This window comes from Corynebacterium frankenforstense DSM 45800 (assembly GCF_001941485.1).
Classification (GTDB): Bacteria; Actinomycetota; Actinomycetes; order Mycobacteriales; family Mycobacteriaceae; genus Corynebacterium; species Corynebacterium frankenforstense.
In genome coordinates, this window is sequence record NZ_CP009247.1 from 657,554 (window position 1) to 670,210 (window position 12,657).

At 69.5% G+C, this 12,657-nt stretch carries 12 protein-coding genes and 1 riboswitch; of the genes, 3 read left to right on the top strand and 9 right to left on the bottom strand.

The window, feature by feature from the left end:
* Positions 1–34: 34 nt before the first annotated feature.
* On the top strand, positions 35–538 hold the full coding sequence (purE, locus tag CFRA_RS02810) for a 5-(carboxyamino)imidazole ribonucleotide mutase (RefSeq protein WP_075663368.1): 504 nt from the start codon (positions 35–37) through the stop codon (positions 536–538).
* 118 nt (positions 539–656) lie between these two features.
* Here purE and CFRA_RS02815 read toward each other — a convergent pair whose 3' ends face one another.
* On the bottom strand, positions 657–1,109 hold the full coding sequence (locus CFRA_RS02815) for a hypothetical protein (RefSeq protein ID WP_075663369.1): 453 nt from the start codon (positions 1,107–1,109) through the stop codon (positions 657–659).
* A gap of 984 nt (positions 1,110–2,093) precedes the next feature.
* Here CFRA_RS02815 and CFRA_RS02820 point away from each other — a divergent pair.
* Positions 2,094–2,567: a YdcF family protein gene (locus CFRA_RS02820; RefSeq protein WP_075663370.1), complete on the top strand. Its 474-nt coding sequence runs from the start codon at positions 2,094–2,096 to the stop codon at positions 2,565–2,567.
* Between the two features lie 99 nt (positions 2,568–2,666).
* Here CFRA_RS02820 and CFRA_RS02825 read toward each other — a convergent pair whose 3' ends face one another.
* The 4 genes from CFRA_RS02825 to CFRA_RS02840 form a co-directional block, all read right to left on the bottom strand.
* Positions 2,667–3,980 (bottom strand): LLM class flavin-dependent oxidoreductase, encoded by a 1,314-nt coding sequence (locus CFRA_RS02825; protein ID WP_075663371.1) that lies wholly within the window; start codon positions 3,978–3,980, stop codon positions 2,667–2,669.
* Positions 3,980–4,756 carry a 3-oxoacyl-ACP reductase gene (locus CFRA_RS02830; RefSeq protein WP_075663372.1) on the bottom strand — a complete coding sequence of 259 codons (777 nt, stop codon included), beginning with the start codon at positions 4,754–4,756 and terminating at the stop codon, positions 3,980–3,982. Before CFRA_RS02830 ends, CFRA_RS02825 begins: the two co-directional genes overlap by 1 nt.
* Positions 4,757–4,913: 157 nt before the next feature.
* Positions 4,914–5,015: riboswitch (TPP riboswitch) on the bottom strand.
* A gap of 203 nt (positions 5,016–5,218) precedes the next feature.
* The gene (locus tag CFRA_RS02835; RefSeq protein WP_075663373.1) at positions 5,219–5,614 is read right to left on the bottom strand and encodes a hypothetical protein; all 396 of its coding nucleotides are present in this window, start codon (positions 5,612–5,614) and stop codon (positions 5,219–5,221) included.
* A gap of 6 nt (positions 5,615–5,620) precedes the next feature.
* The gene (locus CFRA_RS02840; RefSeq protein ID WP_156887946.1) at positions 5,621–6,022 is read right to left on the bottom strand and encodes a hypothetical protein; all 402 of its coding nucleotides are present in this window, start codon (positions 6,020–6,022) and stop codon (positions 5,621–5,623) included.
* Between the two features lie 222 nt (positions 6,023–6,244).
* Between CFRA_RS02840 and CFRA_RS02845 the strand changes: the two genes are divergently transcribed.
* Positions 6,245–7,321: a PDDEXK family nuclease gene (locus tag CFRA_RS02845; RefSeq protein ID WP_156887947.1), complete on the top strand. Its 1,077-nt coding sequence runs from the start codon at positions 6,245–6,247 to the stop codon at positions 7,319–7,321.
* Positions 7,322–7,987: 666 nt separating this feature from the next.
* On the opposite strand, the gene CFRA_RS02855 is transcribed toward CFRA_RS02845, so the two are convergent.
* From CFRA_RS02855 to CFRA_RS02870, 4 genes are all read right to left on the bottom strand, one after another.
* Positions 7,988–8,821: a carbohydrate ABC transporter permease gene (locus tag CFRA_RS02855; RefSeq protein ID WP_075663376.1), complete on the bottom strand. Its 834-nt coding sequence runs from the start codon at positions 8,819–8,821 to the stop codon at positions 7,988–7,990.
* The gene (locus CFRA_RS02860; RefSeq protein ID WP_083667008.1) at positions 8,818–9,903 is read right to left on the bottom strand and encodes a carbohydrate ABC transporter permease; all 1,086 of its coding nucleotides are present in this window, start codon (positions 9,901–9,903) and stop codon (positions 8,818–8,820) included. Before CFRA_RS02860 ends, CFRA_RS02855 begins: the two co-directional genes overlap by 4 nt.
* Before the next feature lie 216 nt (positions 9,904–10,119).
* The gene (locus CFRA_RS02865) at positions 10,120–11,391 is read right to left on the bottom strand and encodes an ABC transporter substrate-binding protein (protein ID WP_075663377.1); all 1,272 of its coding nucleotides are present in this window, start codon (positions 11,389–11,391) and stop codon (positions 10,120–10,122) included.
* A gap of 234 nt (positions 11,392–11,625) precedes the next feature.
* Positions 11,626–12,657, bottom strand: a complete 1,032-nt coding sequence (locus CFRA_RS02870; RefSeq protein ID WP_075663378.1) for an ABC transporter ATP-binding protein — start codon at positions 12,655–12,657, stop codon at positions 11,626–11,628.

A 12,657-nucleotide genomic window follows, 5' to 3' on the forward strand; every position in this document is an offset into this window, starting at 1 on the left:
TGACCGCTGAACCCCGAAGGAAGGAACCTTCACCATGCAACCTGTCGTCGGCCTGATCATGGGCTCGGACTCCGACTGGGACACCGTCCAGCCCGCCGCCGAGGTGCTCGCCCAGTTCGGCGTGCCCTTCGAGGTCGGGGTCGTCTCCGCCCACCGCACCCCGGACCGCATGCTGGAGTACGCCAAGACCGCCCGCGAGCGCGGGCTGAAGGTCATTCTCGCCTGCGCCGGCGGGGCCGCCCACCTGCCGGGTATGGTCGCCGCCGCGACCCCGCTGCCGGTCATCGGCATCCCGCGCGCGCTGAAGAACCTGGACGGGCTGGACTCGCTGCTGTCTATCGTCCAGATGCCCGGCGGCGTGCCGGTGGCCACCGTCTCCGTCGACGGTGCGAAGAACGCGGGGCTGCTGGCCGTGCGCATCCTCGGCGTGGGCGACGAGGCCCTGGCCGAGAAGATGGAGGCCTACCAGCAGGAGATGGCCGACGGCGTGCTGGAAAAGGACGCCGCGCTGAAGAAGCGGCTGCTCGGCGGCGACTAGGCGTGCCCCAGGGGCGGGTTGTGCGGGTACGGACGGGTACACAGCCGGTGCCCGACGAGCTACCGCCCGGCCCGGAGGCCTGCTCGGCCCGGCGGCATGGCAGGCTCGGCCTATCCGGTCAGTCCTCGTCGCCCCGCCAGATTTCTCCGGGCGTGGTCTCGGTCAGATCCTCTCCCGACATGACCCTGGAGACGAACGTGTGCATCGGTTCGGTGTGGAGGTAGTCGGCGGCGGCGTTGACATTGACCACGTTGCCCAGGTTCGGGCACCAGATCAGCATGTTGACGTAGATGATCCGGTCGTCCTGGAGCATGGGGTAGAGCGCCCAGTGCCCGCCGGTACCGCGCAGCAGGCCTTCCGCGACGTAGAGGAACTTCTCCCGGTCGCTAACCCGGGGCGACTGTGCCACCCTCGTGAGGTTGTCGAAGCTCCAGAAGCCTTCGTCGCTGAGTAGGGCCATCGTGGGAGGCTTGGAGTGCCATCTCTCCACGAGCTGCCGGCCGGCGCTCTCCAGCTCGGCGATGAGGTGCTTTTCGCGTCCCTCAAAGCTCATCGACTTCTCGAGGTCCATGCTGGTTTCCTTTCGATGGTCTGCTCTTTGGTTTGCACCCGGGGAGAATGCCTGCTCCTATTCGTCATAGGTGAGAACCCAGGAGTTGTTGGTGTTGTCGTGTATGCAGTACAGGTGCCAGCCCGGATAATAAGGAGCTTTCCGGTCTCGCATCGTCCGGCATTCCCGCTGGGACGGGGCTGACCCGAGTACCTTTCCTGGGTCGATGTAGTCTGCGAAGGCCAGATTCGACCGGGTTGGTGTGTCGTCGAACGTTATCGCCGGTAGACCGATGGCGGCTGTGATGATTGCAAGTCCTGCAGCTATCGCGGTCAGCAGCCTGGAGTGTGTGGCTTTGATACGTTGCATCAGCACAGCTCAATTCGGTCAATGGGGGCTATCGGGTTGATCCCGATGTTTGTTCGGGTTCCCGGCTCGACCCATTTACAGCCAGTGTCTGGAGCAAAACGCAGCACGACCTTGACGCGCCATCCGTCGGGACAATCGTTCTGGACCTGGATGGCCCCCTTCTCCCGGTACGCGTAGACGCACTGTGGTGCTTGATCGCCGACCGCACGGGTCGTAGCCTGTTCGCTGGGAGATATCAGTTCAACCTCGGCTCCGAGGCCTTCCCGGATTGAGATTGAGTCTCCGGCATTGAAACTCTAACGTCGCCAGAGGTGGTGTCGACCGAGTCGGCGTTAGCCGTGCTCGGTGTACTCACCCCGTGATCGTGAGTGACGCTGTAACAGCTGCGGCTAAAGTTGGTCGCTTCATCGGGGTACCTTTCATCTCGTTTTGAAGCGGCATGCATATGGTAGGCAGAAAAGCTCTGTGTTGTACACCGTTCTGGAAATATTTTTTAACGGCGTAGTAGGGACGGCATGCGATGCCTTGGGCCGCGCTCTCGCTGTCAGCTTTCCCGGACGCCGCGGTAGGATCGACGGCGTGCCTGACTCGGGAAATCCGCGGACCGTCCGCGGCGATCGTGACCGCCGCACGGGGATGTCCGGCGCTTGGCCGATCCTGGTGCTCGGCTCCAAGACCGACGACGGCCGGGCCCAGCCCGTGCTGGCCGCCCGCCTGCGCACCGCCGCCGCGGTGGCGGGCAGGCGCCTCGGCGTGCCCGTCGTGGTCTCCGGCCGCGGCGAGGCCGACGTCATGGCCCGCGACCTGCGTCAGGCCGGGGTGGATCCGGCACGCATCGTCGCTGAGCCGCTGGCGACCTCCACCAACGAGAACCTCGAGCACGCCCGCCGGCTCTTCCCGGACGCGGGCGGCTTCATCGTGGTCACGAGCAACTACCACGCCCGCCGCGCCCGCCTGTGGGCCTGGCACCTGGGCATCCCCGTCGAGGTGATCCCGGCGCCGACGCCGCGGGCCCAGCGCCGAGACACCTACCTGCGCGAGGTCCTCGCGCTGCCGCACTCGGCCGCGCGCATCGCCTGGCGCCGCCTCGTCGCCCGCCTCGGGCGGTAGCGGGCCCGCCCCGGGCGCGCCGGGTGTCACCGGGCCTTGGCAACCGCCGCACCGGGCGCCGCGTCCGCCGTGCCCGGCGCAGCGCCCGTCAGCCCCGCACTACCTGCGCAGCGGGTCCGGCGCCGGCAGACCGAGGTTCCCGCGCAACGTCGCGGCGTCGTAACCCGTGCGGAACCGGCCGCGCTCCTGCAGCACGGGCACGACCTGGTCGACGAAGTCGTCGATGCTCGCGGGCAGCGCCGGCGGCATCAGGTTGAACCCGTCGGCGCCGCCGCCGTCGACCCAGCGCTCGATCTCGTCGGCGATCTGCTCGGGCGTGCCGATGAAGGTCGCGTGCCCGCCGCCGGCGGCCAGGTAGCCGAGCAGCTCGCGCACGGTCGGCCGCTTCGTCTCGATGATGCGCAGCACCGTCAGGTAGCGGCCCTTCGGCCCGGTGAACTCCTCGACCGGCGGCAGCTCCGGAACGGGCGCGTCGAGCTCCCAGCCGGAGGTGTCCTGGCCGACGAAGAACGCCAGCTGATCCAGGGCGTCGTCGATCGGCAGCAGCGCGTCGAGCGCGGCCTTCTTCTCGTACGCCTCGGCCTCGGTGGCGCCGACGTAGGTCACCAGTCCCGGCATCACGGCGATGCCGTCGGGGTCGCGGCCGAACTCGGCGGCGCGCCGGCGGATGTCGCCGCGGTAGTCGCGGGCCATCTCCAGGTCCCAGGCCACCGCGTAAATGCCCTCGGCCGCACGAGCGGCGAGGTTGCGCCCCGGCTCCGAGGCGCCGGCCTGGAAGAGCACCGGGCGGCCCTGCGGCGGGGAGGGCAGGTTCAGCGGCCCGGCGACGTCGAAGAAGCGGCCGTGGTGGTTCAGGGACTTCAGCTGCGACTCGTCGACGTAGACGCCGTCGCGCTCGGCGCGCACGGCACTGGCCGGCCACGAGTCCCACAGCCGCTCGATCACGTCGATGAACTCCTCGGCCCGCGCGTAGCGCTCGGCGTGGGCAGGCAGCGCGGCCATGGCGTGGTTGCGCGCCTCGTCGTCGGTCATGGAGGTCACCACGTTGATGCCCGCGCGCCCGCCGGAGATGTGGTCCAGACTGCCGAGCAGCCGCGCGGCGTGGAAGGGGTCCCAGAACGTCGCCGATATCGTGGTGACCAGGCCGATGTGCCGGGTCGCCCGGGCCAGGGCGGTCAGGGTGGTCACCGGCTCGAGGTACCAGCCCGGCGAGCGGGACAGCCCGCCGATGCCGGCGGCCTGGCCGTCGGCGAGGAAGAACGCGTCGAACAGCCCACGCTCGGCGGTCTGGGCCAGCTGCTGCCAGTAGTCGATCTCGCCGAGGCGCTCGGCCGAGGAGCCGGGCGCGCGCCAGGCCGCCGAGTGGTGCCCGGCGCCGAAGGCGAAGAGGTTGAGGTGGACCTCGCGTGCCATCAGCCCATCACCAGCCCGCCGTCGACCAGCAGGTTCTGGCCGGTCACCGCGCGCGAGAGCGGCGAGGCGAAGAAGACGGCGGTGTCGGCGAACTCCTCGGGCGTGGTCACCGAGCCCAGCGGGGTGCCGGCGGCGATCATGTCGAAGACCTCCTTGGGGGTGGCCGCCGAGGCGTCGGTGGTGCGCAGCAGGCCGCCGGAGACCATGTTGACGGTCACGTGCTTCGGACCGAGGTCCTTGGAGAAGGTGCGCGTCAGCGACAGCAGCGCGGCCTTGGCGGCGGTGTAGTCGTGGTAGGGCACCGAGGGCGCCTGGAAGAGGTCGGTGCCGATGTTGACCACGCGGCCGAAGCCGGCCTTCTCGAAGTCGGGCACGGCCAGCTGGATGGTGTTGAGCGCGCCGTGGACGGCGCCGGAGAACTGCTCGTCGAAGTGTCCGGCGGTGATGTCCTCGGCCTTCGGGCGGGCGTCGCCGTCGAAGGAGAAGGAGACCAGCGCGTTGTTGACCACGGTGGTCACCGGGGCGTCGAAGTGCTCGTGGGCGGCGTCGAAGAGCGCCTGGACCTGCTCACGGTCGCGGACGTCGGCCTGGACGGCCAGGGCGCGGTCGGGGTGCTCTGCGACGATGGCCTCGGCGGCCTCGGAGCTGGTGTGGTAGTTGACGATCACGCGGGCGCCCTCGCGCAGGAACGCCTCGCTGAGCGCCTTGCCGAGCCCGCGGGCGCCGCCCGTGACGAGGACGAGCCGTTCGGAGACGGGCGTGTTCAGGGCATTCATTGGTGCGGCCTTTCAGGTGCGGTGGCGAAAGGCGCGGCCCCGGCGCTGCGGTTGCGTCGCGTCGCCCGTGCGCGGTGCCCACCCGTCGGTGCACTGACATTGCCGACGGGCGCGCGTCACACCCGGGTGCGTGTCCTCCGCGTGGGCCCGTCGCCCGCGTGCGAGGACCGGACATCCCTTCGCCAGTGTTGACTGGATCAGGTTCGACGGGTGTCATCTCAGCCTTCCCCGGGAGGGGAAAGCACCCCGTGTCACTGCGCCCGAAGTTAGCAGCATCACAGGTCCGACGGTGGGAGTCGGGGGTGGGGCGGGGGTATGCGGGGCAAGGGACCCGGTGGGCGTGGGGGAGGTGTCGGGGCGCCGCTGCCGGAACGCAGGGCGGGTGAATACGAAAAATCGGCGGCCCCGCGTGTGCGGGTGCCGCCGGTGGCCGCCGGCCGTGGCCGACGTTTCAGGGGTCAGTCAGCGGCTCATGGCCTTCTGCAGCTCCGGGTACCAGATCGGGGAGAAGGAACCGATGAGCAGAAGCAGCGCGTAGAGGGCGGCGCCGACGCCCACGCCGATGCCGATCTTCTTGGCCTTGTCCAGCCCCTCGTCGAGCTTGCTGTTCTCGCCGCCGGAGGAGATGCTCGCGGCGCTGAGCAGCGCGTCGCCGCTCTCCGAACCGGCGGAGGCGCACTTGCGCAGGGCGTCCTTGCGCGGGCCGTCGAGCTCGACGGTCGCGGTGCGGTAGGCGATGACCAGGCGATTTTGTAGCTGCGGGTCGGTGGTGTTGACCGTGGCGTTGAAGTCCTCGATGTTGCCCTTGAGGACGTCGCTCAGCCCGGTCAGCTCCAGGGCGATGTTGGTCTTGTCCACACCCCACTAACCCTTCTCGAGGGAGGAGGTCTGCTCCTTGTTCGCCTCGCGCTGCAGCCGCAGCACGGCGGTGGGGATCAGCGGATCGTACTTGTAGCCGTTGTCCACGAGCATCGCCAGGACTTTGTCGTAGTCGCCGAGGCGGAGCGTCTTGCGGTTTTCCTCGGCGGCGGGACGCACGATCTCCTCGAGGCCCGGCACAGCGTCGTAGAAGACGTTGGCCAGGGCCTGGTAGCGCTTGCCCTCGAGCTCGGCGTAGCGGTCGTGGTCGGCCTGGTCATAGACGATCGTGCAGCGCTGGGCGTCCTTGTGGTAGGTCACCTCGGCGGCGTTGGCCTGCGGGGCGACGAGGAGGGTGGAGGCGGTCACGGCGGCGGTGGCGGCCGCGACGGCGGTCCTCCGGTTCATGCGGAACTTCATTCTGGCTCCTGTGATGTGGCACGGCTGAGAACTTAACGCAAGATAATAGCTACCTGGATAATGAATGTGTATCTAATGGGTCGGCGGGGGTACACCCGCCCGCGGGGACAGGTGTTTCCCCTGCGCTTGAGGGGTACTCGGGGAACCAATTCACCACTCCGGTCGGTCCAACAGGTTGAGACGAGTACGCCGAGCGAGAGGACCGTCGTCGTGGATTACCGCGGCACCGAGATCGACAAACGTCTTTCCCACCATCTGCGTGGTGCCGACCGGCGCCGGCCGGCACCCGTGCCGTGTCGCGGAAAGGTCGTGGAAGCCGCCTTTCAGGCACTGATGTTCCCCGCGGAACCGGCGGATGAGTTCGCTCGGCGTTTTCGGCTCGTGTCCCCGGACCTGTGCGTTCCGGCCGAGTCCGCCCGTAACGAAAAGTTGGTGATGCTGCAGGGCGACGTCCATCCGCGCCGGATCCGATACTGGGTCTCCGCCGTCGACCGGCTCTACGCCCACCTGTCCGTCCGCCCGCGTGCGGTCGCCGCGGTGTGGAGCGCGGCCATGCTCTGGGGCGTGGATGAGTTCAGCGACTCAGCCGACACCGTCCTCTTCAACCGCGGCGGCGACAAGCGTGTGGCCAGACACAGCCTCGAGTCCACGGTCCTTCGGCGGGACACGAGGGGGCTGACGTGGCAGACAACGCTGTGGGACCTGCACGTACAGGTCACTCCGCCGATGATGACCGCCCTGCACTGCATCCGGTCGGCGCTGCTCGGCACCCATCGTTGGCCTGTGCCAGCGGTGCCGGGACTGGACCCGGACCTGGTGCGTGCGGTCCAGGTCGCGGACCGGTTCATGAACCGGTGGCAGGTCGGTCCCGAAGAGTTTCGCAGTTGCGCGACCCCGCTCATCGCCGCCGGCAAACTCGAACCGGTGCTGCGGTTGGCCGATGCCGGCGCGGAGTCAGTGCCCGAGACCACGACTCGGCTGCAGGCCGCAACGGTCTTCAAGGAGAAGGGCTGCACCTGGACGACGCAGTTGGGGATCCGGATCGACGGTCGGTTGATCTCGGTCGCCGACGTCGGTTGCGCGGAGCTCAAGATTGCGATCTTCTACGACGGCGAGCACCATCTGAAGCGCAGCCAGCGCGACAAGGATTTCGCTCGCCGTCACCAGATCCAGAGCGCCGGTTGGACGGTCATCGTGCTCACCGCCGGCATGCTTCACGAGCCCGAGAGGTGGTCGGCGGATCTGGCCGGCTACATAGACCGGATCCGGGCCCGGAACGCCGGGTGATCGGGCTTGGGTAGGGGAGTGCCGGGCCCGGAGCACCGGGTGATCGGGTCTCGGTAGAGGAGCAGTTGGTCCCGGAACGACGGTTTTCGGGGCGTGGTTGGCGCTGGGCCGCACGGATTTACCGACCACAGGTCGGTAGTCGATTTTGGCCGGTCCCGCGACCTGCGGTTTTGCGATGGCCAAATCAGCTTTACCGACCGGGACCCGGTAAAAGCTCCCGCGCAGGTTGGCCGGCCTTGGCCCGGGACCGTTCCGGGGCCGATCCGGACTTGGTCTGGGACCGGCTCGGGGCTCAATCCGGCATCTATCCAGCCTTCGACCGAGCCCCACGCCCTCACCCCGAGTACCGGGCCCGGCCCTTCCAGACCAGCCAGGTGGCCACCACCATCACCAGCGCGAAGAGCCCCGGCCAGATCGCAGGCTCGGGCCGGAACACGTTGAGCACGGCCTGCAGGACGGCCAGCGCGGTCAGGAAACCGACGAAGCCTAAGGCGGTGTCCCAGACCAGGCCGCGCCGCCGGCTCTCTGAGGCACCAGGGCCGGCGCCTGGCCCGGACCCGGGCCCACCCCCGGAACCGGGCCCACCCCCGGAACCGGGCCCACCCCCGGAACCGGGCCCACCCCCGGAACCGGGTCCACCCCCGGGCCCGGTCTGATCCCCTGGACTCACGCCTTGACCCCGCCGGCGGTCAGCCCCGAGACGATCCGGCGCTGGAAGAACAGCACCATGATCACCAGCGGGATCGTCACCAGCGCGCCGGCGGCCATGATCGAGGTGTACGGGTACTCGAAGGCGGTCGGCCCGGAGAAGCGGGCGATCGCCACGGTCACCGGCTCGGTGTCGGTGGTCGACAGCTGCCGGGCGAGCATGAACTCGTTCCAGGTCGCGATGAACGCCAGGATCGCCGTGGTGAACAGCGCCGGGGCGGCCAGCGGCAGCAGCACCTTGCGGAAGGCCTGCCCGCGGCTGGCGCCGTCGACGCGCGCGGCCTCCTCGAGTTCCCAGGGCAGGGTGCGGAAGAAGGACACGAGCGTGTAGACGGTCAGCGGCAGCGCGAAGGAGATGTTCGGGATGATCAGCGCCTGGTAGGTGCCGATCCACCCGAGATCGCCGAAGAGCTGGAACAGCGGGGTGACCAGCGCGATGCCCGGGAACATCGAGGCGGCCAGGATGATGCCGGTGACGATGCCCTTGCCGGGGAAGTCCAGCCGGGCCAGCGCGTAGGCGGTGAACACGCCCACGGCCACGGCCAGCGCGGTCGTCGTCGCGGAGATCAGCAGCGAGTTGCCGATCGCGCCCAAAAAGTCGTTGCCCTTGTCCGTGGCCAGCGCGTCGCGGAAGTTGTCCAGCGTGACGTGCGTCGGCCACGGCGTGGTGTCGAAGGTGTGCGACGGGTCGCGCAGCGCGGTGACGACCATCCAGTAGAAGGGTGCGAGCCCCCAGATCAGGATGAGGATCAGACCCAGGTAGTTGCCGATGAACGAACGCGTCTTGCTCATCGCGCACCGCCTTCCGCGTCGTGGTTGCCCCGCTTGCCTACGCCGCGCTTGCCGACGCCGCGTGGGTCGCCGTCGCGTGCGGCGTCACCGTGGGACGCCCCCGCGCCGACCGCGGCCGGCGCGGCGGTCCCGGTCTCGCCTGCGCGACCGCGCCCGCGGCCGAACCGCTCGCGCAGCCCGCGCAGGCCCCGGGCCCGGCTCTTGCCGCCGGGCAGGTTGCGGGTGCCGGAGACGTCCGCGCCGAGGAAGCGGATCATGATGAACGCCACGGCGAAGATGAGCAGGAAGATCAGGGTGGACAGCGCGGAGGCCGAGTTGAAGTGGCCCTGGCGCATGTCCTCGACCACCAGCTGGGAGACGGTGGCTGTCGGCGAGTTGGAGGACCCGGAGATCATGATCACCGGCAGGTCGTACATGCGCAGCGCGTCGAGGGTGCGGAAGAGCACGGCGACCATCAGTGCCGGGCGCACCAGCGGCAGGGTGATGCGGGTGAAGCGCTGCCAGGCCGAGGCACCGTCGACGCGTGCGGCCTCGTAGAGCTCCTTGGGGATCATCTGCAGGCCGGCGAGGATGAGCAGCGCCATGAAGGGCGTGGTCTTCCAGACGTCGGCGATGATCACGGCGGTGCGGGCGGCCCACGGGTCGGTGGTCCAGGCGATGTCCGTGCCCAGGGTCGCGTTGACCACGCCGTCGGGGGCGAACATGAACTGCCAGAGCTTGGCAGTGACGGCCGTCGGGATGGCCCAGGGCACGAGCACGGCGGCGCGGACCAGGCCGCGGCCGCGGAACTCGCGGTTCATCACCAGCGCCATGATCACGCCGAGGACCGTCTCGAGGGCCACGGTGACCACGGTGAAGAACAGCGTGATGCGCACCGCCGGCCAGAAGTCGGTGGCGATGACGCCGGGCGGGCAGACCCCGGCGGAGCAGCGCTGGGTCAGCCAGTAGAGGTAGTGGTCGAGGCCGGCGAAGCCGCCCTCGGTGAACAGGCCGGTCTCGGGGTCGAGCCCCTTGTCGGCCTGGAACGACAGCCAGACCGCGCGCACGATCGGGTAGCCGATGACCACGGCCAGCACGATCATGGCCGGGGCGATCAGCCAGGCGGCGTTGCGCGCCTGGACGCGGGCCTGGCGGCGCGCGCCGGTCCGGCCGGACTCACGGGTTCCGGTGGGGGAGGGGCGCTCCGCGGTGGTCACGCCGGCTGCGGCAACACCGGCACCACCGGCGGAACCGTCGGCACCACCGGCACGCCCGTCCCCGGCACCGTGCGGTACGGCTGTCGATCCGGACACGCTCGGTTACTCCGCCGAGGCGTTCTCGATCGCGGCCTTCATGTCCGCGGTGGCCTTGTCCACGTCGACGTCACCGTTGACGGCGGCGTAGGCGTTGTCCTGGATGGCCTTCGAGATGGCGTCGTAGAACGGGCTGACCGGGCGCGGCTTGGCGTTCTCCAGCGACTCCTTGAGCGCCGGCAGGTAGGGCTGCTCGGCGATCAGCTCCTGGTCGTCGTAGATGGAGGCGAGCACCGGCGGGAAGGAGGCCTCGGCGAAGGACCGCTGGCTCTCCTCGCTGACGACGTACTCGATGAAGTCGCGCGCGGTGGCCTTGTGCTCGGAGTTGATGTTGATGCCGTTGTTGTAGCCGCCGAGGGTGGAGACGCCGACGCCGTCCTTGCCCACCAGGGGCTGGACCTCGACCTTGCCGGCGACGGCGGAGCCGTCCTCCTCGGAGTTGGCGTACATGTACGGCCAGTTCACCGCGTAGGCGGTCTTGCCCTCGGTGAAGGCCAGGTTGGTCTCCTCCTCGGTCGCGGCGGTGGAGTCCTTGGCCACGGTGCCGTCCTCGTAGCCGTCGACGAGGGCCTGCAGGCCCTCCTTCGAGGCGTCGGAGTCGACGGCCGGGGTCGTGCCGTCGTCCTCGAGCACGGAGCCGCCCCAGCCGGCCATGAAGCCGGCGGTGTTGACGGTCAGGCCCTCGTACTGCTTGAGCTGCAGGGTCAGGCAGTCGACCTGGGCCTCCTCGGCCTGCTTGCAGGACTCCTTGAGGCCGTCCCAGTCGGTGGGCGCCTCGGGGATGATCTCGGTGTTGCGGAAGAGCAGCTGGCCGTTGGTGTTCTGCGGCAGCGCGTAGAGGGTGTCGTTGTAGGTGGCGGACTCGACGGTGGCGTCGAGCAGCCCGGAGGTGTCGACCTCGAGGTCGCCGGTCAGCGGGGCGAGCCACTGGTTGGCGGCGAACTGCGCGGTCCACACGACGTCGAGGGCCATGACGTCGTAGTCGGTGTTCCCGGCCTGCAGGGACTGCACGAGGGTCTCACGCTGGGCGTCGGCCTCGCCGGCGAGCTCGGAGAGGGTGACCTCCTCGTCCGGGTGCTCCTTGTTCCACCGGTCGATGATCGGGATGATCTTGTCGGTGTCGTTCTTGCCCATCGCGAAGGTGATGGGGCCACGGCCGTCGGTGTTCTCCGCCTCGGGGACGGAGGAGTCGTCGGAGCCGCACGCGGTGAGGGTGGCGCCGGCCACGGCGGTGGCGGCGAGGACGGCGCCGACGCGGCGCAGAGAGGTGAAGCGCATGGTTCGAAACCTTTCAGTCGTGGATGCGCGGTGAACCCCAAGTTAATTGCGCGGCGAGCCCCGACGGCGCGCTACGGCGCAAATCACCCCCGTGAGAGGGGAAAGACAGGTGGTAATCAGGAACTGTTCGGCCCGACTTTTAGGGTTCGCTTGCCGACGCCGCGCCCGCACTCACCGTCCGTGCGTGGTCGCGCACGCCCGCCCCTCCACCAGGTGCCGGGCGTCCGTCGCCGTTCAGTCGCGGGCGTCAGCCCGCGACCCGTCCGGCCCGAAGCGCAGCGCGGCGGCCGGGTCGTAGGCCATGCGCACCTCGGCGCCGCGCTCGGGGGCGGGGGCGTCGAGAAGCCGGGCGACCAGGCGTCCGCCGTCGCGGTGGGCGTAGACGTAGGACTCGGCGCCGAGCTCCTCGACGATGTCGACCGGCCCGGTCAGCTCGCGGAAGCCTGCCGGGCAGGCCTCGCCGGCGCCGAGCAGGCGCATGTGCTCGGGGCGCACGCCGAAGGTGACGTCGCCGGCGCCGGGGACGTCGTCGTGGAAGAGGTTCATCGACGGCGAGCCGATGAACCCGGCGACGAAGAGGTTGACCGGGTCGCGGTAGAGCTCGCGCGGCGGGGCGACCTGCTGGAGCACGCCGCGGTCGAGCACGGCGACCCGGTCGCCCATCGTCATCGCCTCGACCTGGTCGTGGGTGACGTAGACGGTGGTCACCCCGAGGCGGCGCTGGAGTGCGGCGATCTCGGAGCGGGTGGACACGCGCAGCTTGGCGTCGAGGTTGCTCAGCGGCTCGTCCATGAGGAAGACCCGCGGGTTGCGCACGATCGCCCGGCCCATGGCCACGCGCTGGCGCTGGCCGCCCGAGAGGTCCTTGGGCTTGCGGTCGAGGAAGTCGGTCAGCCCCAGGATCTCGGCGGCCTCGGCCACCCGGGTGTCCGCCTCGTCGCGGGGCACCTTGCGCAGGTCCAGGGCGAACGACATGTTCTTGCGCACCGACAGGTGCGGGTAGAGCGCGTAGTTCTGGAAGACCATGGCCACGTCGCGGGCGGCCGGGTCGGAGTCGGTGACGTCGTCGTCGCCGATGAGGATGCGGCCGGACTCGACCGGCTCGAGGCCGGCCAGCGCGCGCAGCGTGGTCGACTTGCCGCAGCCGGAGGGGCCGACGAGCACCAGGAACTCGCCGTCGGCGATCTCGAGGTTGAAGTCGGTGACCGAGGGGTGGTCCGCCCCGGGGTAGCGGACGGTGACGTTGTCGTAGGTGACCGGTGCCAT